Source organism: Isoptericola sp. NPDC056134, assembly GCF_042264825.1.
GTDB classification, from domain to species: domain Bacteria; phylum Actinomycetota; class Actinomycetes; order Actinomycetales; family Cellulomonadaceae; genus Isoptericola; species Isoptericola nanjingensis.
Map to the genome: position 1 here is coordinate 86,949 of NZ_JBHJVM010000001.1, position 18,861 is coordinate 105,809.

Genomic DNA, 18,861 nt, shown 5'->3' on the forward strand with positions numbered 1-18,861 from the left:
CTACGCTGGGCGGATGCCGCAGCAACCTGCCGGGTGGACCGCCCGTCTCTCGGACTGGTGGGGGATCGACTCCGGGTGGGAGCGCGTGCCCGCCGACCCCGCCCGCGCCTACCGCCACGACCTGTGGCTCGGGGCCGTGTTCGTCGTCGTCTCCCTCGTGGGCGCCGAGCTCGCCCGCAGCATCGGGTACTTCGAGGACGAGACGGCCCCGACCTGGCTGCTCTACCTGCTCGCGGCCGTGGGCGCCGCGCCCCTCATGTGGCGGCGGCGGTTCCCGCTGGTCGTGCTCTCCGTGGTGTACCTGCACTTCCTCGTGGTGGGTCTGACCGTCCCCCTGGTGACGATCCTCGTGCCGCTCCAGGTCGTCTACTTCGTCGCCCTGTTCAGCGCGGTGGCGTGGGCGCGCGACCGGCAGGCGATGGTGCTCGTCGTGGGCGCCGCGCTGCTGGCGATGTTCGGGTGGCTGGCCTGGCAGTTCGCCGTCGGGGCGGGCATCGACGGCATCATCGAGTCGATGGGGCTGGCCGACGAGCAGCCCGGCCTGGTCGACCCCGGCGTCGCGTTCACCGCGTACAACCTGCTCATCAACGTCGCCTACTTCTACGGAGCGGTCGTGGCCGGCCAGCTCATGTGGCACGGCGCCCGCCGCCGCGAGCAGCTGGAGGCGCAGGCCGCGACGATCGAGCGTCAGACGGCGGAGCTCCAGCGGCAGGCCGTCGTCACCGAGCGGCTGCGCATCGCCCGCGAGCTGCACGACGTCGTCGCGCACCACGTGTCCGTCATCGGCATCCAGGCGGCCGCAGCCCGGCGGATGCTCGCGGGCGACCCGGCCGCCGCGGCCGAGCCGCTGGCCACGATCGAGGGCGAGTCGCGCGAGGCGGTGGCGCAGATGCGCGGGCTGCTCGGCACGTTGCGGGGGGTCGAGGACGTCGGCCCGGCCGGGACCGCGGCGGCCGGCAGGCGCGCGCCGGAGCCCGGGCTGGCCGACGTCCCGGCCCTCGCCGACGACGCCGGTCTCGACGTCGACGTGCGGGTGGTGGCCGAGCCGGGCGCCGTCGACGCCGTGCCCGCGCCGGTCGGCCTCAGCCTGTACCGCACCGCGCAGGAGGCGCTGAGCAACGTGCGCAAGCACTCCACGGCCCGGTCCGCGCGCGTCGTCGTGCGCGTGGACCGCCGCCCGGCACGGCGCGACGACCCGTCCGCCGACCGGTTCCCGCACGGCTTCGCCGAGGTGGAGGTGCTCGACGACGGCCGCCCGCGCCCCGGCTCCACGGGCACCGGCCTCGGGCTGGTGGGCGTGCGCGAGCGCGTCGCGACGCACGGCGGCGTCGCCGACGTGGGGCCGCGTGCCACCGGCGGCTACCGTGTGCGGGTGCGCCTGCCCCTGCCCGAGGACCGCCCGTGACCAGCGCCGACGCGCCCGTGCGGGTGCTGCTGGTCGACGACCAGAAGCTGGTGCGCTCCGGCTTCGCGATGATCCTGTCCGTCGAGCCCGACGTCGAGGTCGTGGGCGAGGCCGCCGACGGCGCGCAGGCGGTGGAGCAGGTGCGGGCGCTGCGCCCCGACGTCGTGCTCATGGACGTGCAGATGCCGGTGATGGACGGCATCGAGGCCACCCGGCGCATCGTCGCCGACGACCTCGCCAAGGTCCTGGTGCTCACCACCTTCGACGACGACGCCTACGTGGACGACGCCCTGCGCGCCGGCGCGTCCGGCTTCCTGCTGAAGAACTCCGACGCCGACCGGCTCGTCGACGCCGTCCGCACCGTCGCCGCCGGGCACGCGCTGCTCGCGCCGGAGGTCACCCGTCGGGTCATCGAGCGCATGGTCTCCGGGGAGCGGCCGCCGGCGGGCGCGCCGTCGGGCACCCAGCCGGCACCGTCCGACCCCCGGCTGCACCAGCTCACTCCGCGGGAGCGCGAGGTGCTGGTGCTCGTCGGCCAGGGGCTGTCGAACGCCGAGATCGCGGGCGAGCTGTTCCTCGGCGAGGCCACCGTCAAGACCCACGTCTCCAACGTGCTGGCCAAGCTGCACCTGCGCGACCGCGTGCAGGCCGTCGTCTACTACCACCGCGCGCTGACGTAGTACCTGGTGACGGTTCCCGGCGCGGAACCGCCACCAGGTACTACCTCGAGGGCTGTGGACAACGCCGGCCGTCCGCCGTCCCGCTCGGCTTGGCTGCTGCCATGCCTCGTCGGATCGACGTCCCCTCGCCACTTGTCCGGCTCGCCGCCCACCAGGAAGGCCTGGCTTCCGTCGCCCAGTGCCGTGATCACGGGCTGACGGGCCATCAGGTCGCCGCGCTCGTACGGCAGGGACGATGGCGGCGCGCCATGCTCGGCGTCCTCGACACCGGCATTCCCTCGGCGCGGGACGACGACCCGTACGACCGACGTCGGCGCCGGGGCGCGATCGTCGGCCCGCTCGCGTTCCCCGGCTCGGTGGCGACCGGCGTCGCCTCGCTCGTGCTGCAGGGCGCACAGGGCGCGCCGCGGCGGGTGCCGCCGGAGGTGACCTTCCCCGACGGCACGCCTCGTCGGAGCAGCAAGCCCGTCCGGATCCGACGGGAGCAGCTCCGCCGGTGGGTGGTCGTCGACGGCATCCCCTGCGTCCAGGCAGACCTCGCCCTGGCCCAGGCGGTCCCGGAGCTCGACCGCTGCGACGCCGTCGCCCTCATGGACTCCGTGCGGCATCGACGCCTCGTCTCGGAGGCCGAGTTCCGACACGCCCGCGAGGCCGCCCGTGGCCGTCGTGGCGCCGCGCGCTCGAGGGCGTGGTGGGACGAGTCGGACGGGCGGGCGGAGTCGCCGATCGAGACCCGGGCGCGGCTGGCCTGCACGGACGCAGGCTTCCCGCCCGATGCGCTCCAGCTCGAGATCCACGACGAGCGCGGCCGGTTCCTGGCCCGCGCGGACCTGGCCTGGTTCCTGCCCGCCGGAGGGGTCGTGCCCGTGGAGCTCGACGGGCGGGAGGAGCACTCCACCCCCGAGGCCGTGTTCCGCGACCGGACCCGGCAGAACGCCCTGGTCGCCCGCGGGGCCAGGATGCTGCGGTACACGGGACGGGATGTCATCGGGGGAGCTGTCGTCGCCGATGTCGGCCGCCTGCTCGATCGGGCGGGCTGGGCGCCGCGCCCCTGGCCTGCCGACACCCCGTTGGTGCTGTCGACGTAGTACCTGGTGACGGTTCCCGGCGCTGAACCGTCACCAGGTACTACGTCGACGTCAGGCGCGGGGCGGACCGCTCCTGACCGGTCTTCCGGCCGACCGTCGTCAGGGCGAGGAGGTCGCCGGCGAACCGTGCGTCCGGCCGCACGGTGCCGGGGACGGACGGCCGCCGGTACCGACCGGCGGCCACCGTGCGGCGACGAAGGTCGGGGGTGGCGCGGCTCCGCCGGCAGGGGGAGGCGCGGATCTCCGCCGCCGGGCGGATCCGCCGCGGGCTCGCGGTCCGTAACGTCGTCGTCATGGACAACGACTCCCTCGAGGTCCGGGGCCTGACCCGGACGTTCGGCGACCTCACGGCCGTCGACGACGTCTCGTTCGCGGCCCCGGCCGGGCTGCTCACCGGGTTCGTCGGCGGCAACGGCGCCGGCAAGACGACGACCATGCGCATGATCATGGGCGTCCTCGCGCCCACGGCCGGCGAGGTCCGGTTCGGCGGGGACCCGGTGACCCGCGCGGACCGCCGCGCGTTCGGGTACATGCCCGAGGAGCGCGGCCTCTACCCGAAGCAGCCGGTGCTCGACCAGCTCGTCTACCTGGCGCGGCTGCGCGGCATCGCGGCCCCGCGGGCCCGCGCCGAGGTGCTGGACATGCTCGACCGGCTCGGCCTCGCCGGCCGGTCCAAGGAGCACGTGGAGAAGCTGTCGCTCGGCAACCAGCAGCGCGTGCAGATCGTCGCCGCGCTGATGGGCACGCCGCGGCTCCTGGTGCTCGACGAGCCGTTCAGCGGCCTCGACCCGGCGGCCGTCGACGGCATGGTCGACCTGCTCGCCGAGCACACCGCCCGCGGCGTGCCGGTGCTGTTCAGCTCGCACCAGCTCGACCTGGTGGAGCGGCTGTGCGAGCGGCTCGTGATCCTCAAGTCCGGCCGCGTCATGGCCGACGGCGCGCCCGCCGACCTGCAGCGGACCGGCGCGCTGCGCCACCGGCTCGTCACGAGCGGCGACGCCGGCTGGGTGCGCGGCGTCCCCGGTGTGCACGCGGTCGACGTCGACGGGCCCGTCGCGCTGCTCGAGGTGGCCGACGACGCGTCCCTGCAGCGGCTGCTCGCCACCGGCCTCGAGCGCGGCGGCGTCCGCGAGCTCACCCCCGTCCGGCCCACGCTGGCCCAGATCTACCGCGAGGTGACGGCATGACCACCACGACCCCGACCCGCCCGGACACGCCGGGCACCCTCGACCGGACCGGCGAGGAGAGCACCCGCGGCGCATGGCTGGTCGTGATGAAGCGCGAGATCGTGGTGCGCGCCCTCAACAAGACGTTCCTCGTGGGGCTGCTCGTCTCGGTCGCGATCATCGCCGCGCTGGCCGGGTTCATGGCCTGGCAGGGCAGCAAGACCGACAGCTTCACGGTCGCCGTCCCGGCGGGCGACGCCGCGGCGACGGCGGCGGTCGCGTCCGCGGCCGCGATCCCCGAGGAGCAGGGCGGCGGCGCCGAGCTCACGACCCTCGAGGTGCCCGACGACGCGGCCGCCCGCGAAGCGCTCGCCGACGGCGACGCGGACGGCTGGCTGCACCCTGCTGACGGGGGCGCGGACGGGGGCGCCGGCGGCTGGGTGCTCACCGGCGAGGCGGACCCCGACAGCACGCTCACCCGTCTGCTCACGGCGGGGGTGGCCGCGGAGACGCTCGACGCCAACGCGCAGGCCGCCGGCACCACGACCGCCGAGCTCACCGCCGGCGGCACCCTGACCACCGACCGGGTCGACGGCGACGCCGTGGACTCGCAGACGCTGTTCTTCGCATCGTTCGCCCTCGCGCTGCTGTTCTTCATCGGGGCGCTCGGCTCCGGGCAGATGATCGCGGGCAGCGTGGTCGAGGAGAAGCAGTCGCGGCTGGTGGAGATCATGGCCACCGCCGTGCCGCTGCGGCACCTGCTGGCCGGGAAGATCCTGGGCAGCTCGGTCGTGGCGCTGGCGCAGAACGTGGTGTTCGCCGCCGTCGGCCTCGCGGCCCTGTCGTTCACGCCGACGGCGTCGATCCTGCCGTCGCTGTCGACGTCGCTCGTCTGGTTCGTGCTCTTCTTCGCGGTCGGCTTCCTCGGCCTCGCGGCCCTGTACGCGGTGGCGGGCGCGCTCGCGTCGCGCACCGAGGACCTGCAGCACACCACCACCCCGATGACGATGGCCATCATGGGCGTGTACTTCCTGACGTTCTCCGCCAGCGGCACCTTCGAGACGGTCCTGTCCTACGTCCCCGTGGCGAACGTCGTCTCGATGCCCGTGCGCGTGCTGTCCGGCGACGCCGCGTGGTGGGAGCCGATCGTCTCGCTGCTGATCCTCGCCGCCTTCGCCGTCGTGGCGCTGCTCGTGAGCGAGCGGGCCTACCGCGGCGCGCTGCTGCAGACCGGCGGACGCGTCGGCTGGCGGAGCGCCCTGACGGCGCGCGCCTGACCGGCAGCCCGCACGGACCGCGATTCCCGTCCACGAGCACCGTCCACGAGCACCGTCCACGAACACCGACGAGGGAGCCCGGCCATGACCGCACCGACCACCGCGTGGGAGCACAAGGTGCTCACCTACAAGCTCGCGATGCGCGGGTTCGACTACGCCCAGATGGAGCGCGACCTCAACGACCTCGGCCGCGAGGGCTGGGAGGCGGTGGGCACGCTGTCGCCGAGCTACGGCGCCGGCCAGGCCATCGAGGTCGTGGTCGTCGTCAAGCGCCCCGCCGCCTGAGGTCGGCCGTGGGGGTAGGGGAGTCCCCCGAAATCGCTCAGGGTTGTCCCCCGAAGGTCCCGAAAACCCTGGGATCGCGGGGCTCGGGCGCCCTAGCGTCAGCCGCATGACCGCCGTCGACGCCGCCCGCCTGCAGTTCGCGCTGCTCGCCGGGACCCACTTCCTCTTCGTCCTGGTGACGCTGGGGCTCGGGCCCGTCGTGGCGATCCTGCAGACCCGATGGGCGGCCGCCCGCGACGCCGGCCGGGCGGCGACGCTCGAGACCGCCACCCGCTTCTGGGGGCAGCTCTACCTCGTCAACTACGCGCTGGGCATCGCCGCCGGCATCGTCATGGAGCTGCAGCTCGGACTCCACTTCCCGGGCCTGCTCGACGTCGCCGGCGGCGTGTTCGGCGCCCCGCTGGTGATCGAGACGATGGCGGCGTTCTTCCTGGAGTCCACGTTCCTCGGGCTGTGGGTGTTCGGGTGGCACGTGCTGCCGCGCTGGGCGCACACGGCGGCGTTCTGGGCGGTGGTGGTCACCGGCTACCTGTCGGCGTTCACCGTGATGGTGGCGAACGGCTTCCTGCGGAACCCGGTCGGTGTCGAGATGGTGGACGGCGTCGCCCGCGTCACCGACGCCGCGGCCCTGGTCACCAACCCCGCAGCGCTGCTGTCCGCGCTGCACGTCGTGGGCGCCTGCCTCATGGCGGGCGCGTTCCTGCTGGTGGGCGTCAGCGCCTGGCACCTGCGCCGGGCGCCGTCGCGGCTGCCGGGCGTGGTCGCGGCCGGCCTGCCGGGCGCCGTCATGTCGCCGGAGAACGACGTGTGGCGGCGCTCGATGCGGATCGGGCTGGTCGCGGGCACCGTCGGCGCGTTCGTCGCGACCTCCTTCGGGTACGCGCAGTTCACCTACCTGCAGGACCTGCCCGGCGGCGACCCGCCGGTCGTGGGCATCGCCTACGGCGTGATGCAGGGCGTCGCCGGACTGGCGTTCGTCGTCGGGTGCGTGCTGCTGCTCCTGCTGCCCGGCAACGTGCTGTTCCGCCTCTGGCGGCCGCTGCGCACCGGCCTCTACGCCACGCTCACCGCGCTGCTGCCCGTGCCGTTCCTCACCGCGCTGCTCGGGTGGGCGGCCCGCGAGATCGGCCGCCAGCCGTGGGCGATCGCGGGCGTGCTGCGCACCGAGGACGCCGTCTCCGGCGCGTCCGCGGGCACGGTGATCGCGTCCCTCGTCGTCCTCGTCGGCGTGATGGTCACCCTCGCCGTCGTCGACTGGTCGGTGATGGCGCGCCTCGCCCGCCGCGGCACGACGCGGCTCGCTCTCGGCGCCCCGCCCGCCCAGGTGCTGCACGACGCCGACACCGACGACGGCGACGGGCGCGACGACGGCGGCACCCGGCGCGAGGACCGCGCCGAGCTCCTCACCTTCGGAGGCACCCGATGAACGTCCTCGGCTGGGGCCTGCTGCTCTCCGTCCTGCTCGCGGGGTGGGCCGCGCTCGACGGCGCCGTCCAGGGCGGTGTGCCGCTGGTGCGCGCGCTCGGCGGCCGCGACGACGCGCGCCGTCGCACGGTGCTGGCCACGGTCGCGCCGTTCCTCCTGCTGGGGGAGGTGTGGCTGGTCGCCGCGGCGGGCGTGCTGCTCGCCGCCTTCGGCCACGTCGAGGCGACGCTCTGGGCGGCCGGGTACCCGTTCGTGGTGGCGCTGCTGGTGGCCTGGGTGGTGCGCGACGCCGCGCTCTGGCTGCGCAGCCGCCTGCCGTCGCCGGGCTGGCGCCGGGGGTGGGACGCCGTCGGGCAGGCGGCGAGCCTCGCGCTCCCGGCGGCGTTCGGTGCCCTGGCCGGCGTCGCGTGGGTGCGGTTCTCCGTGGTCGGGCCGCAGGCCGACGGCGGCTCCGGCGCGGCGCAGGCGCTCGCGCTCGGGCTTCCGGTCGTCACGGCGGGGCTCGCCGTGGCGACGGCGCGGGTGCACGGCGGGCTGGTGGTCGCCGCGCGGGCGCCCGAGGCGATCGCGCGGGAGGCCCGGCGGCGTGTCCGCCGCGCCCTCGTGCCGGCCGCCGCGCTCGCCACGCTGGCCGCGCTGGCCGCGCTCGCCGTCGCGGCGCTCGGGACGGCGTCGGCGCTGGTCGCCGCCGTCCTGCTCGTCGCCGTCGCGGGGGTGGCGCTCGCGGCCCGGTTCGACCTGGACCGCGGCGTGCACCGCACCGGCGTCGTGCGCGTCTCCGGCCCGCTGCTCGCCGTCGTGCCGGTGGCCGCGACCGCCGCCGTCGTCGGGCCCGCGGTGCTCGCCCTCGCCGCGCCCGCGGCGGTGCTGCACGCCCTGACCTGGCCCGTGCTGGGCGCGTTCGCCGCCGTCCTGGCGGCGCAGGCGGTGAGCTGGCGGGTGCTGGTGCGCCCCCTCGGGCCGCGCACCGCCGTCTTCCTCTGAGCGCTCCGCCGTCCCGGGTCCTGACGCGGTCGTGACGCCCGGGCAACACCGCGGAAACGGGCGCCGCGCAGCATGGGGACGAGCGGCCGCCCGGGCCGCGCGAAGGAGGTCTCCCATGGCTGCCACGATGCCCGTCCCGACCCCCGTCCCCGCCCCGTCGCGGGCGGTCCTGCCCTCGCCGCACTCGGCGACCGCCCCCGGGGCGGGGCGTCGCGCCAACCCCGGCGACCGGCTCACGGTCGACCCCGACGACCGCCGCCGGCGCGCCCGCACCGCGCTGCTGGAGCTCGCCGTCGCGCGCTCCGTGGAGCGCCGCCGAGCGCTCTGAGGGGCGGTACGAGCGGGCCCTGAACATCCGCGACGCGCACGGGTCGCCGGGCACGCGGGCCAGGCTTAGGTTCGAGAGGTGGCCCGACGACGCGGCGCCCGCCCGGACGCCTACACGTTCGACCTCGACGCGGACGGCGCGGCGCCCGACGACGTCGAGGATCCCGCGGACGCGCCGGTCGTCCGCGCCACCCGGAGCGCCGGGTCCCGCGGTCCCCTCCTCATCGACCTCGACCCCGACGACGTCGACGACGGCCCGGACGGGTTCCCGCCGCCGTCGGGCGCCGGGCCCGAGCCGCTGACGTGGCGCCGCGCGCTGGACCGCGCGCGCGACGCCCTGCGCGGCCGCCGGCTGGTGGCCGCGGTGGTCGTGGTCGCGGCGGCGCTCACGGCGGTGGTCGTCGACACGGTGGGCGACCGCGGACGCATCGCCGCCCTGCGCGCCGCGCCCGGCGGGGTGCTGGACCTGAGCGCCCAGCCGCACGAGGTGTGGCGGGTCGAGGCGGAGGGCAGCGTACCCGGCGGGCTCATGGCGGTGGCCGGCGGGCTGGTGGTGGCGCAACGCCAGGACACGCTCCTCGGCCTGGACGTCGAGACCGGCGAGCGGCGCTGGCAGGTGGCGCTCCCGGCCGGCGCGAGCTCGTGCGGCCCGGGGATGCAGGTGTGGTCGGGCGGCGTCCAGGCGGACACCGCGGACCGGATCGTGTGCGTGACGGCGAGGCCCTCCGACGGCGGCGCCTCGGAGGGCGACAGGGTGCGGCGCAGCACGGTGACCGTGGTCGCCGCCGACGGCACCGTGGAGGGCGCGCGGGAGGTGGAGGGCTCCCCGGCCGAGCTCTACCCCGGCGGCGACGGATCGCTGGTCTCCGTCGAGTGGGTGGGCGAGGCGTCGCCCGTGGACCCGCGGGTCGCGGACGACGTCGTGGCCGGCGTCGCGGACGCGGGGGCCATCTCGGACGGCTACGACCTGCGGGTCCGGGTCGAGGACGCGGTCACGGGCGACCGCCGGTGGCAGCAGACGGTCCCGTTCGACGGCGCGGTGGACCCGTCGTTGTGCGTGCGGTGGTCGGACGACGGCACGACGTCGGGGGTGGACCTGCGCGGGGGCGTCCAGACGGTGGTCACCGACCGCCTGCTGTGGCTCGGAGGGTGCGGCATCGACGCGTGGTTCACGCCGGACGGCGGTCGCCTGGACCGCCCGGCCGACCCGGGGACGTTCGAGGGGTTCTCCGTGGAGCCGCTGACCGGCGGCGGCTACGCGGTGCGCACGGACGCCGACGACCTCAGCGCCGAGGATCCCACAGCCACCGACCGCATCCTGCGCGACGACGGCACCGAGGTGCGCGAGGTGCGCGGGCGGTACCTCGTGCCGCTCAGCACGGACGGGGGCGGGGACGGCGTGCACCTCGCGCGGCGCGGCGCCGCGACCGTGGCGACGTCCGACGACGGGACCGAGCTGTGGCGCACCGACGTGCGCAGCACCAGCGTGCTGGTGCGGACCGCTCAGGTGGCCGTGGTGGTGGACGAGGGCCGGCGCGTGCACGGCGTGGACCTCGGCACGGGGGACGTGCTGTGGGTGCGCCCCGACCTGGTGGAGGGGCTCGACGCGATGGGGGCGTACGGGCCGCGGTTCGTCGACGCGGCGTTCACCGACGGTCGGCTGGCCGCGTTCGTGGTGCCGGACTACGCCCGAGGCGACGTCGTGCACTGGGTAGCGCTCGACGCCGCCTCGGGTCGTCAGCTGTGGCAGGTCGAGCTCGGCGGCGACGGCTGGGGGGTCCAGCTCGCGGTCGCCGGCCGGCTCGTCCGCTGGTCACCGACCGAGATCGTCGGCCTCGGCTGACGGGTCGTCGGTGTCGTCCGCGTCGGCGTCGGGGGCGACGTCGTCCGCGAGCACGAGGTAGACCTCACGCCGCGCCTTGTCGAGCACCGCGGCCGCGGCCTCGGCCTGCGCGCGCGTGCCCGCTCGGGCGACCTGCTCGACGGCGCCGCCCAGGGCGCGCATCGCGTGGTGCAGCTCGTGCCCCTGGCGCCGCGGGTCCTCCGCGACCTTCTGCCACGGGGTGCCGAGCTCGTCGCGGTGCTCCTCGACGTACGCGCGGCCGGAGTCGGTGAGCGACGCGAGGCGGCGTCCGCCGTCGTCGGCCACCGTGACGAGGCCCTCGTCCTGGAGCTGGGAGATGGCCGGGTAGACGGCGCCCGGGCTGGGGCGCCAGCGGCCGTCGGTGCGCTCGGCGAGCTCGGTGATCACCTGGTAGCCGTGCATCGGCTGCTCGGCGAGGAGCAGCAGCAGGGCGGCGCGGATCTCTCCGCGACCGGCGCGGCGGCCGCCGCCCCGGTGGCCGCGCGGTCCGAAGCCGGGGCCGAAGCCCGGGCCCGGAGGGAACCCGGGGCCGAAGCCGCCGGGGCCGGGGAAGTCGCCCCGCCGGCGGCGGTCGCCGCGCGGGCCGGGCTGACGGTCGAAGGGGTGCCGGTCGAAAGACCGGGGGTCGTAGGTGCGGGGGTCGAAAGACGTGTCTCGGGGGGTACGCATGAGCGGTGTCCTCACTGGTTCGGGATGGATGGTCGGTGTCGCCCGGGGAGCGCCGGCGGCGCCTCGACCTCGGGCGGCGACGTATCTACGATAGGACGCGATATATCTTTACGGCAAGTCCCGACGAGGTGTGATGTGGGTCACTCCGATACCGGATCGGAGACGGGCCCAGGAGAACGCGCGGAGGTGCGCCTACGTTGTTCGGCATGGAAGTCCTGCTCTTCGGCGTGCTCGCAGCGGTCGTCGTCATCGCCGTCACCGCGCTCGCCCCCCGGGCCGGGGTCGCCGCACCGCTGGTCCTGGTGCTGATCGGCGTCGCCGTGAGCTTCCTTCCCGTCGTCCCGGCCATCCCGATCAACCCCGAGGTCATCCTCGTCGGCGTGCTGCCCGCGCTGCTCTACGCCTCGGCGGCCTCGTTCCCCTCGATGGACTTCCGGCGCGACTTCACGGCGATCGGCGGGATGGCCGTGCTGCTCGTCGTCATCACCGCGGTGCTGCTCGGGTTCGTGTTCTCGTGGGTCGTCCCCGGCATCGACCTCGCCGCGGGGATCGCGCTGGGCGCCATCGTCAGCCCCACGGACGCGGTCGCGACGTCGATCATCAAGAAGCTCGGGGCGCCGCAGCGCGTCGTCGTGATGCTGGAGGGCGAGGGGCTGCTCAACGACGCGACGTCCCTGGTGCTGCTGCGGTCCGCGATCGCCGCGACGGCCGCCAGCGTCAGCCTGTGGGGGGTGGTCGGAAGCTTCTTCAAGGCCGTGCTGCTCGCCGTCCTCATCGGCGTGATCGTCGGTCGCCTCGGCCTGTGGGTGCGCGAGCACCTGCGGCACGCCGCGCTGTCCACCGCGGTGTCGTTCGTCGTGCCGTTCGTGGCGTACCTGCCCGCCGAGGAGCTGGACGCCTCCGGCATCGTCGCCGCCGTCGCGGCCGGCCTCGTCACCAGCACGCTCTCGGCGCGCCACCTCAGTCCCCAGGACCGGGTGGCCGAGCGGATGAACTGGCGCACCATCGAGACCCTGCTCGAGGGCGGGCTGTTCCTCGCCATGGGCCTGGAGGTGTTCGGCCTCGTCCAGGACGTCCGCGAGGCGCACGGGTCGCTGTGGACGGCGGTCGGCGTCGCGGCGCTCGCGGCGGTCGTCGTCATCGCGCTGCGCGCGCTGTTCGTGCTGCCGCTGCTGCGCTACCTCGCGGCTCGCCGACGGCGCGCGGAGCAGGTCCGCGAGACGCTCGACCGGATGGAGCAGCGGGTCTCCGCGAAGCTCGACGAGTTCACCGACCCGCGCGGGATCATCACGCCCGACGCCGCGAAGGCGCTCTCGGCCGTGTGGACGCAGGGCGACCAGCGCGTCTGGGAGGCCGGCAACCCCCGCCGCCAGGTCCGGCGGGTGCAGCGCCGCGTGCAGCTCGAGGCCGCGAAGCGGCGGGCCGCGGCCTCGGGCGGGCTGTCCGACGACCAGAAGGAGCGGATCCGGCAGCGCCGCATGGATCGGATCGCCGAGTTCCGCCGCCGGTTCACGCGCCGGATCGCCGACGTCGACTACCTGCTCGCCGCCCCGCTCGGGCCGAAGGAGGGCGTGGTCATCGTGTGGGCCGGCATGCGCGGCGTCGTGACGCTCGCGGCGGCGCAGACCCTGCCCAGGGAGGACTTCCCGCAGCGGTCCCTGCTGGTCCTCATCGCGTTCGGGGTCGCGGCCGGCACCCTGCTGGTGCAGGGCGGCACGCTGCCGTGGGTGGTGCGGAGGCTCGGGCTGGCCGGGGTCACGTCGTCGCGGTTCGACGAGGGGACCCAGGGGCTGCGCGAGATCGTCGACGGCACCGCCCGGGACATGCTCGACGACCCCGGGCTGCGCCGCAAGGACGGCACCCCCTACGCCCCGTACGTCGTGGAGCGCGTGCGGACCGTCGTCGTGCGCGAGCAGGCCGACCAGGACGAGGAGGAGGCGACGCCCGAGGAGCTGTCGGCCCAGTTCTTCGAGCTGCGCCTCGCGACCATCGCCGCGCAGCGCAAGGCCCTGCTCGAGGCCCGAGCCGTGGGGACCTACGACTCGGACCTGCTGAGCAGGGCCCTGGACCAGCTCGACGCCGACCAGATCGCCGTCGAGATGCGCGGGCACCTCGACGGCTGATCAGGCGGGCTGATCAGGTCAGGACGACGAGATCTCGCTGCGCGCCGTCCGCCACAGGCCGCCGGCCAGCGGTGCGACCACCCAGATGAGCGTCGCGGTGGCGAGCTGGGCCCAGCCCTGGCCGTCGAGCGCGCCGCCGAAGAGCAGCGGCTCGCCCGCGGTGCCGAGGTCGATCCAGGGCAGGACGTCGGCCATGCCCGGCACGAGACCGCCCACCAGGCCGAACAGCGTCGGCGCGAGCAGCAGCGTGACGATCGCGGCCGGCGTGCTGCGCAGCAGCAGGCCGAAGCCCACGCCCTGCGCCATGAACAGCACGACGGAGAGCGCCAGGTAGAGCACGGCCCGCAGGGAGACGTCCCAGGCCGGGTCGGCGTCGCGGAAGGCGACGACGAGCAGGTGCGCGAGGGCGGCCAGGCCCACGGTGAGCACGAGGAGCGCGAGACCGGAGCCGATCGCGCCGACCACCTTGGCCAGCCCGACGCGCGTGCGGCGGGGTTCGAGCGTGAACGTCACCAGGGCGGTCCGCTGGGACCACTCGGAAGTCGCGGCGAGCACGCCCACGATGGGCAGCAGCATCGCCATCGGCGTGGTCGTGCCGACGACGAACGCGCTGAACGAGTGGTTGCCGCCGTTGACCGCCATCATCACGGCGAGCACCGCCGCGGTGATGATCGCGATGACGGCCAGCATCCAGCGGCCTGCGCGGGTGTCGAGCTGCTTGCGCCACTCGACGAGCGTGAGGGTCGCGAAGGACACGGGGCGCAGGTCGGCGCCCGGGCGGTTCGTGCGGCTCGCGCCGGCGGCGCGGGTCGGGGTCGCGGTGGTCATGCCGACACCTCCATGCGGGTCTGCTCGCGGGCGTCGTCGGCGGTGAGCTCGAGGAAGAGGTCCTCGAGGCCGCGGGAGTCGGCGGCGCGCAGCTCGGCGAGCACGACGCCCGCCGCGGCGGCCGCGCGGCCGACGTCGATGGGCTCGGCCTCGACCGACAGCCCGCCGGTCGCCAGCTCCTCCACGCCGGCGCCGCCCTGGCGCAGCGCGAGGGCGAGCGCGGCGTCGTCGGTGGAGCGGACGAACGCGCCGGCCTGCCGGAGCAGGTCGTCCTTGTGGCCCTCGGCGACGACGCGGCCGCGGCCGATGACGACGATCCGGTCGGCGACCGCCTCCATCTCGCGCAGCAGGTGCGACGAGAGCAGCACGGTGCCGCCCCGGGAGGCGAAGTCGTCCAGCAGGTCGCGCATCCAGCGGATGCCGGCGGGGTCGAGGCCGTTGGCCGGCTCGTCGAGGATCAGCACCTCGGGGTCGCCGAGCAGCGCGGACGCGAGCCCGAGCCGCTGCCGCATGCCGAGGGAGTACTGGCCCACGCGGCGGGCCGCCTCGCGGTCGGTGAGCCCCACCAGGTCGAGCGTGGTGTCGATGCGGCGGCGGTCGACGCCGGTCATGAGGGCGGCGAGGGTGAGCACCTCGCGCCCGGTGCGGCCGGAGTGCTGGGCGCCGGCGTCGAGCAGCACGCCCACGCGTCGGCCGGGGTTGGCGAGCGCCGTGAACGGCTTGCCGAGCACGCGGGCGGAGCCCGACGTGGCCGGCGTGAGGCCGCAGATCATGCGCATCGTCGTGGACTTGCCGGCGCCGTTGGGGCCGAGGAAGCCGGTCACGTGGCCGGGCTCGACGGTGAACGACACGTCGTCCACGGCCACGGCCGGCCCGTATCTCTTGGTGAGGTGCTCCACGGTGATCATGGCTCCACCCTGCCCGGGCGCGGGCGGGCGCCGCGTCCGGCGAGGGGATGGTTCGTGTCCTCCTTCCGGAGGATGCGGCACCTCCGGCCGGCGGATGCCCGCGGTGCCGCTGCTGCCTAGGCTCGACGTCGTGCCGACCGCCCCTGCCCGTCCGTCCCGAGCCCGCCGGGTGTGGGGCGAGACGTGGCGCGTGCTGGTCGCCCTCCTCACCGGCCTGACGGTGATGGTCCTCGTGGCCTGGGAGGTGGACACCGGCCAGCGGCAGATGACCGACGGGCAGTGGGCGCTGGACTTCCTCGTGGGGCTGGTCGGGCTGGGGCTGCTGCTCCTGCGCCGCAAGGCCCCCCTGACGATCGCGCTGGTGCTGTGCGTCGGGGCGACGGTCTCGTCCCTGGTGGTCGGCGCCGAGACCATCGCGGTGATCTCCCTGGCCACGACGCGGCGGTGGTGGAAGATCGCCGTCGTCGGGGTGGTGTTCGTGGCCGCGGGACGGGTGCACAGCACGCTGCACCCGTACGTCACCCCGGAGTCCTACGACCGGTGGATCGAGCTCGTCGGCGGCGCGGTGATGTATGCCCTGTTCGTGTGGATCGGCGCGTACATCGGCCTGCGCCGGGAGCACCTCGCGTCGCTGCAGGAGCGGGCCGAGACGGCCGAGCGGGAGCAGGTGAGCCGGGTGGCGCAGGCACGCACGGCGGAGCGGACGCGCATCGCCCGCGAGATGCACGACGTGCTGGCGCACCGGATCTCGCTCGTCGCGATGCACGCGGGGGCGTTGGCCTACCGCACCGACCTGCCGCCGGAGAAGGTCGCGGAGACCGCCGGCGTCGTGCGGGACAACGCGCACGCCGCGCTGACCGAGCTGCGGGAGGTGCTGGGTGTGCTGCGCGACCCGCTCGCCGGGGACGGGGAGGGCGGCGTGCCGCCGGAGCCCCCGCAGCCGTCGCTGGCCGACCTCGCCGAGCTGTTCGCCGAGGCCCGCGCGAACGGGGCCGACGTGCGGGTGGAGGGGATCGAGGACCTGGCCGAGCGGGCCGCGGGGCTCGGCGAGGCGGTCAGCCGGCACGCGTACCGGATCGTCCAGGAGGGGCTGACGAACGCGCGCAAGCACGCTCCGTGGGCGCCCGTGGCCGTCGCCGTCACGGGCGCGCCGGGCGAGGGGCTGACGATCGTCGTGCGCAACCCGGTCCGCAGCGTCGGGCCCGTGCCCGAGGCGTCCGTGCCCCCGCCGTCGGGCCTCGGCCTGGTGGGGCTCACGGAGCGCGTGGAGCTCGTCGGCGGACGCCTGTCGTACGGCACGACGGCGGACCCGGCGTCGCGCGACGGGCGCGCCGCGGCGTTCGTGCTGGAGGCCTGGCTACCGTGGGCGGCATGAGGTGGGCGGCATGAGGTGGGCGGCATGAGCGGGACGACGCGTGTGGTGCTGGTCGACGACGACGCGCTGGTGCGCTCCGGGCTCACGCTCATCCTGGGCGGCGACGCGGACCTGGAGGTCGTCGCGACGGCGTCGGACGGGCTCGAGGCGTTGGACGTCGTGGCGCGCGAGCAGCCCGACGTCGTCCTCATGGACATCCGCATGCCCCGCCTGGACGGCATCGAGGCGACGCGCCGGCTCCGGTCGGTGCCCGACGCGCGGGTCATCGTGCTCACCACGTTCGACGCGGACGACATGATCGTCGAGGCCCTCCGCGCGGGCGCGGCTGGGTTCCTGCTCAAGGACACCCCGCCGGACCGCCTGGTCGCGGCCGTCCGGGCGGCCGCGGCGGGGGAGCCGACCCTGTCGCCGCGCGTCGCGGAACAGCTCATCGCGCGGGTCACCGACCGGTCCGCCCCCGACGGCCGGAGGGCCGCCGCCGCGCGGCTGGAGACGCTGACCGAGCGCGAGCGCGACGTCGCCCTCGCCGTCGCGCGCGGGCTGTCCAACGCCGAGATCGCCGCCGCGCTCTACATGAGCGTCCCGACGGTGAAGACGCACGTGTCGCGCATCCTCACCAAGCTGGACGCCGCCAACCGCGTGCAGGCCGCCATCGTCGTGCACGACGCCGGGCTCGCCACCGGCTGAGCGGCTCCCGCCCGATCTCGTCGAGCGACCACGGCACCCGGCCCGCCCGGCGTCCACAGGCCTACCGGCAGGCGGAGGTCAGGCGGCCAGCCGCTCCCGGAGCCACGCGATGTCGGGGCCCATGTCGCCGTGCGTCTCGCACACGACGGGCGCGCCGGCGGCGGCGACCACGCCGACGAGCTGCTCGGGCGGGATGTTCCCGTCGCCGAAGTGCGCGTGGCGGTCGGCCCCGGAGCCCGCAGTGTCGCGGGAGTCGTTGGCGTGCACCAGGTCGATGCGGCCGGTGATCGCGCGGATGTCGTCGACGGCGGTGGCGAGGTCGATGCCGCCCGCCCACGCGTGACACGTGTCGAGCGTGAAGCCGACGTTCTCGGCCCCGTTCGCCCGCATCACGGCGGCCCAGAGCATCTCCAGCCGGTCGAGGCGGCGGGCCATCGAGAAGTCGCCGCCCGCGGTGTTCTCGATGAGCACGGGCACGTCGGTCTCGAGCGCGTCGATCGCCTTGCGCCAGTTGTCGAAGCCGACGTCCGGGTCGTCCTTCGCGGTGACGTGCCCGCCGTGCACGACGACGCCCTTCGCCCCGATCTCGCCGGCGCCGGTCATGATCTGCTGGAGCAGCTTGCGGCTGGGGATGCGGATGCGGTTGTTGGTGGACGCCACGTTGATCACGTACGGCGCGTGCACGAAGACGTCGAGGCCCGCGGCCGCCGTCTCCTCGCGGAAGGCCTCCGCGCCGCCGGGATGGTCGAGCGGCGGCACCTTCCAGGCCTGCGGGTCGGAGAGGAACACCTGCACCACCTCCGCCCCGATCTCCGCCGCCTGCGCGACGGCGTCGGTCCGGTCGACGTGGGCCCCGATCTTCACGCTCATGCGCCCACCCTACGGATCGCGCCCGACAACACCCGTCCGCCACCGTCGTAGGCTGGCCCACCATGAGCACCACGCCGCCGCTCGCGTACGTCATCGCCGGGTCCGAGGCCACGGGAGGGGCCGGGATCCAGGCCGACCTCAAGACCTTCCAGCAGCTCGGCACCTACGGGGTGGGGACGCTGACCTGCATCGTCTCGTTCGACCCGAAGCACGACTGGGGCCACCGGTTCGTGCCCGTGGAGCCGCAGGTCATCGCGGACCAGTTCGAGGCCGCGACGTCCACCCACGCGCTGGACGTGGTCAAGATCGGGATGCTCGGCACGCCCGCGACGATCGACGTCGTCGCCCGCTCGCTGGAGACGCAGCCGTGGCGCCACGTCGTCCTCGACCCGGTGCTGATCTGCAAGGGCCAGGAGCCCGGTGCCGCGCTCGACACCGACACCGCGCTGCGCGAGCGGGTGCTCCCGCTGGCCACGGTCGTGACGCCCAACCTGTTCGAGGCCAAGACGCTCGCGGGCATGGACGACATCACGTCCGTCGAGGAGCTGACCGAGGCCGCGCGCCGCATCCACGCCCGGCTGGGCGACGGCCACGGCCGCCGGTACGTGGTCGCGAAGGGCGGCGTCGAGCTGGCCGGCCCCGACGCCGTCGACGTCCTGTTCGACGGTGACGAGGTCACCGTCTTCGCCACGCCCAAGGTGGGCGAGGAGCGCGTCTCCGGCGCGGGCTGCACGTTCGCCGCCGCCATCACCGCCGAGCTCGCCAAGGGCGCCGACGTCCCCGAGGCGGTCCGCGTCGCGAAGGACATGGTGACGCAGGGCATCGAGGCGCGCGTCGAGGCCCGCACGCCGTTCGACACCGTGTGGCAGGGCGCGTACGCCTCCTGACGACCTGAGGAAG

At 75.3% G+C, this 18,861-nt stretch carries 19 protein-coding genes; 14 read left to right on the forward strand and 5 right to left on the reverse strand.

All coding sequences use genetic code 11. The annotated features are described in order from the left end of the window. The first annotated feature begins 13 nt into the window (after positions 1-13). The 3 genes from ACFCZN_RS00410 (at position 14) to ACFCZN_RS00420 (ending at position 3,173) form a co-directional block, all read left to right on the forward strand. A complete protein-coding gene (locus ACFCZN_RS00410) occupies positions 14-1,405 on the forward strand; it encodes a sensor histidine kinase (RefSeq protein ID WP_430555460.1) in 1,392 nt (463 codons plus the stop codon). 68 nt (positions 1,406-1,473) lie between these two features. After that, on the forward strand, positions 1,474-2,085 hold the full coding sequence (locus ACFCZN_RS00415; RefSeq protein WP_429763218.1) for a response regulator: 612 nt from the start codon (positions 1,474-1,476) through the stop codon (positions 2,083-2,085). Between the two features lie 248 nt (positions 2,086-2,333). Beyond that, complete coding sequence (locus ACFCZN_RS00420) at positions 2,334-3,173, forward strand: hypothetical protein (protein WP_430555461.1); 840 nt, start codon at positions 2,334-2,336, stop codon at positions 3,171-3,173. Positions 3,174-3,213: 40 nt separating this feature from the next. Here ACFCZN_RS00420 and ACFCZN_RS00425 read toward each other — a convergent pair whose 3' ends face one another. Next, complete coding sequence (locus ACFCZN_RS00425) at positions 3,214-3,468, reverse strand: hypothetical protein (protein WP_430555462.1); 255 nt, start codon at positions 3,466-3,468, stop codon at positions 3,214-3,216. On the opposite strand from ACFCZN_RS00425, the gene ACFCZN_RS00430 reads away from it, so the two are divergent. The 7 genes from ACFCZN_RS00430 (at position 3,467) to ACFCZN_RS00460 (ending at position 10,480) form a co-directional block, all read left to right on the forward strand. Further along, positions 3,467-4,360, forward strand: coding sequence for an ABC transporter ATP-binding protein (locus tag ACFCZN_RS00430; protein ID WP_429763094.1), 894 nt, complete (start codon positions 3,467-3,469; stop codon positions 4,358-4,360). The genes ACFCZN_RS00425 and ACFCZN_RS00430 overlap by 2 nt on opposite strands. Then, positions 4,357-5,616 carry an ABC transporter permease gene (locus tag ACFCZN_RS00435; protein ID WP_430555463.1) on the forward strand — a complete coding sequence of 420 codons (1,260 nt, stop codon included), beginning with the start codon at positions 4,357-4,359 and terminating at the stop codon, positions 5,614-5,616. The genes ACFCZN_RS00430 and ACFCZN_RS00435 overlap by 4 nt, the downstream gene beginning before the upstream one ends. Positions 5,617-5,700: 84 nt before the next feature. Beyond that, positions 5,701-5,901, forward strand: a complete 201-nt coding sequence (locus tag ACFCZN_RS00440; protein ID WP_429763096.1) for a DUF4177 domain-containing protein — start codon at positions 5,701-5,703, stop codon at positions 5,899-5,901. Between the two features lie 106 nt (positions 5,902-6,007). Then, a complete protein-coding gene (locus ACFCZN_RS00445; protein ID WP_430555464.1) occupies positions 6,008-7,327 on the forward strand; it encodes a cytochrome ubiquinol oxidase subunit I in 1,320 nt (439 codons plus the stop codon). Beyond that, the gene (locus ACFCZN_RS00450; protein ID WP_430555465.1) at positions 7,324-8,310 is read left to right on the forward strand and encodes a cytochrome d ubiquinol oxidase subunit II; all 987 of its coding nucleotides are present in this window, start codon (positions 7,324-7,326) and stop codon (positions 8,308-8,310) included. The genes ACFCZN_RS00445 and ACFCZN_RS00450 overlap by 4 nt, the downstream gene beginning before the upstream one ends. A gap of 115 nt (positions 8,311-8,425) precedes the next feature. After that, complete coding sequence (locus ACFCZN_RS00455) at positions 8,426-8,638, forward strand: hypothetical protein (protein WP_429763099.1); 213 nt, start codon at positions 8,426-8,428, stop codon at positions 8,636-8,638. 78 nt (positions 8,639-8,716) lie between these two features. Continuing rightward, on the forward strand, positions 8,717-10,480 hold the full coding sequence (locus tag ACFCZN_RS00460) for a PQQ-binding-like beta-propeller repeat protein (protein ID WP_430555466.1): 1,764 nt from the start codon (positions 8,717-8,719) through the stop codon (positions 10,478-10,480). On the opposite strand, the gene ACFCZN_RS00465 is transcribed toward ACFCZN_RS00460, so the two are convergent. Continuing rightward, positions 10,451-11,170 carry a PadR family transcriptional regulator gene (locus tag ACFCZN_RS00465; protein ID WP_430555467.1) on the reverse strand — a complete coding sequence of 240 codons (720 nt, stop codon included), beginning with the start codon at positions 11,168-11,170 and terminating at the stop codon, positions 10,451-10,453. The genes ACFCZN_RS00460 and ACFCZN_RS00465 overlap by 30 nt on opposite strands. Positions 11,171-11,376: 206 nt before the next feature. Here ACFCZN_RS00465 and ACFCZN_RS00470 point away from each other — a divergent pair, with 206 nt between their 5' ends. Beyond that, positions 11,377-13,293: a cation:proton antiporter gene (locus ACFCZN_RS00470; RefSeq protein WP_430555468.1), complete on the forward strand. Its 1,917-nt coding sequence runs from the start codon at positions 11,377-11,379 to the stop codon at positions 13,291-13,293. A gap of 18 nt (positions 13,294-13,311) precedes the next feature. On the opposite strand, the gene ACFCZN_RS00475 is transcribed toward ACFCZN_RS00470, so the two are convergent. Next, positions 13,312-14,121 carry an ABC transporter permease gene (locus ACFCZN_RS00475; RefSeq protein WP_429763103.1) on the reverse strand — a complete coding sequence of 270 codons (810 nt, stop codon included), beginning with the start codon at positions 14,119-14,121 and terminating at the stop codon, positions 13,312-13,314. Continuing rightward, positions 14,118-15,029 carry an ABC transporter ATP-binding protein gene (locus tag ACFCZN_RS00480; protein WP_429763105.1) on the reverse strand — a complete coding sequence of 304 codons (912 nt, stop codon included), beginning with the start codon at positions 15,027-15,029 and terminating at the stop codon, positions 14,118-14,120. The genes ACFCZN_RS00475 and ACFCZN_RS00480 overlap by 4 nt, the downstream gene beginning before the upstream one ends. A 130-nt stretch (positions 15,030-15,159) precedes the next feature. Here ACFCZN_RS00480 and ACFCZN_RS00485 point away from each other — a divergent pair, with 130 nt between their 5' ends. Then, positions 15,160-16,404, forward strand: coding sequence for a sensor histidine kinase (locus ACFCZN_RS00485; protein WP_430555469.1), 1,245 nt, complete (start codon positions 15,160-15,162; stop codon positions 16,402-16,404). A 24-nt stretch (positions 16,405-16,428) separates the two neighbouring features. After that, positions 16,429-17,091, forward strand: coding sequence for a response regulator (locus tag ACFCZN_RS00490; protein ID WP_430555470.1), 663 nt, complete (start codon positions 16,429-16,431; stop codon positions 17,089-17,091). Positions 17,092-17,169: 78 nt separating this feature from the next. Here the strand turns inward: ACFCZN_RS00490 and ACFCZN_RS00495 are convergent, their stop codons facing one another. Next, positions 17,170-17,961, reverse strand: a complete 792-nt coding sequence (locus ACFCZN_RS00495) for a deoxyribonuclease IV (protein WP_429763108.1) — start codon at positions 17,959-17,961, stop codon at positions 17,170-17,172. A gap of 62 nt (positions 17,962-18,023) precedes the next feature. Between ACFCZN_RS00495 and ACFCZN_RS00500 the strand changes: the two genes are divergently transcribed. Then, positions 18,024-18,848: a hydroxymethylpyrimidine/phosphomethylpyrimidine kinase gene (locus ACFCZN_RS00500; RefSeq protein ID WP_429763109.1), complete on the forward strand. Its 825-nt coding sequence runs from the start codon at positions 18,024-18,026 to the stop codon at positions 18,846-18,848. Positions 18,849-18,861 lie beyond the last annotated feature (13 nt).

What these genes read in the sequence shown, in the direction of transcription:
- ACFCZN_RS00410 (WP_430555460.1), top strand. Translation starts at nt 14, where the DNA reads ATGCCGCAGCAACCTGCCGGGTGGACCGCCCGTCTCTCGGACTGGTGG.
- ACFCZN_RS00415 (WP_429763218.1), top strand. Translation starts at nt 1,474, where the DNA reads ATGATCCTGTCCGTCGAGCCCGACGTCGAGGTCGTGGGCGAGGCCGCC.
- ACFCZN_RS00420 (WP_430555461.1), top strand. Translation starts at nt 2,334, where the DNA reads ATGCTCGGCGTCCTCGACACCGGCATTCCCTCGGCGCGGGACGACGAC.
- ACFCZN_RS00430 (WP_429763094.1), top strand. Translation starts at nt 3,467, where the DNA reads ATGGACAACGACTCCCTCGAGGTCCGGGGCCTGACCCGGACGTTCGGC.
- ACFCZN_RS00425 (WP_430555462.1), bottom strand. Translation starts at nt 3,468, where the DNA reads ATGACGACGACGTTACGGACCGCGAGCCCGCGGCGGATCCGCCCGGCG.
- ACFCZN_RS00435 (WP_430555463.1), top strand. Translation starts at nt 4,357, where the DNA reads ATGACCACCACGACCCCGACCCGCCCGGACACGCCGGGCACCCTCGAC.
- ACFCZN_RS00440 (WP_429763096.1), top strand. Translation starts at nt 5,701, where the DNA reads ATGACCGCACCGACCACCGCGTGGGAGCACAAGGTGCTCACCTACAAG.
- ACFCZN_RS00445 (WP_430555464.1), top strand. Translation starts at nt 6,008, where the DNA reads ATGACCGCCGTCGACGCCGCCCGCCTGCAGTTCGCGCTGCTCGCCGGG.
- ACFCZN_RS00450 (WP_430555465.1), top strand. Translation starts at nt 7,324, where the DNA reads ATGAACGTCCTCGGCTGGGGCCTGCTGCTCTCCGTCCTGCTCGCGGGG.
- ACFCZN_RS00455 (WP_429763099.1), top strand. Translation starts at nt 8,426, where the DNA reads ATGGCTGCCACGATGCCCGTCCCGACCCCCGTCCCCGCCCCGTCGCGG.
- ACFCZN_RS00465 (WP_430555467.1), bottom strand. Translation starts at nt 11,170, where the DNA reads ATGCGTACCCCCCGAGACACGTCTTTCGACCCCCGCACCTACGACCCC.
- ACFCZN_RS00470 (WP_430555468.1), top strand. Translation starts at nt 11,377, where the DNA reads ATGGAAGTCCTGCTCTTCGGCGTGCTCGCAGCGGTCGTCGTCATCGCC.
- ACFCZN_RS00475 (WP_429763103.1), bottom strand. Translation starts at nt 14,121, where the DNA reads ATGACCACCGCGACCCCGACCCGCGCCGCCGGCGCGAGCCGCACGAAC.
- ACFCZN_RS00480 (WP_429763105.1), bottom strand. Translation starts at nt 15,029, where the DNA reads ATGATCACCGTGGAGCACCTCACCAAGAGATACGGGCCGGCCGTGGCC.
- ACFCZN_RS00490 (WP_430555470.1), top strand. Translation starts at nt 16,429, where the DNA reads ATGAGCGGGACGACGCGTGTGGTGCTGGTCGACGACGACGCGCTGGTG.
- ACFCZN_RS00495 (WP_429763108.1), bottom strand. Translation starts at nt 17,961, where the DNA reads ATGAGCGTGAAGATCGGGGCCCACGTCGACCGGACCGACGCCGTCGCG.
- ACFCZN_RS00500 (WP_429763109.1), top strand. Translation starts at nt 18,024, where the DNA reads ATGAGCACCACGCCGCCGCTCGCGTACGTCATCGCCGGGTCCGAGGCC.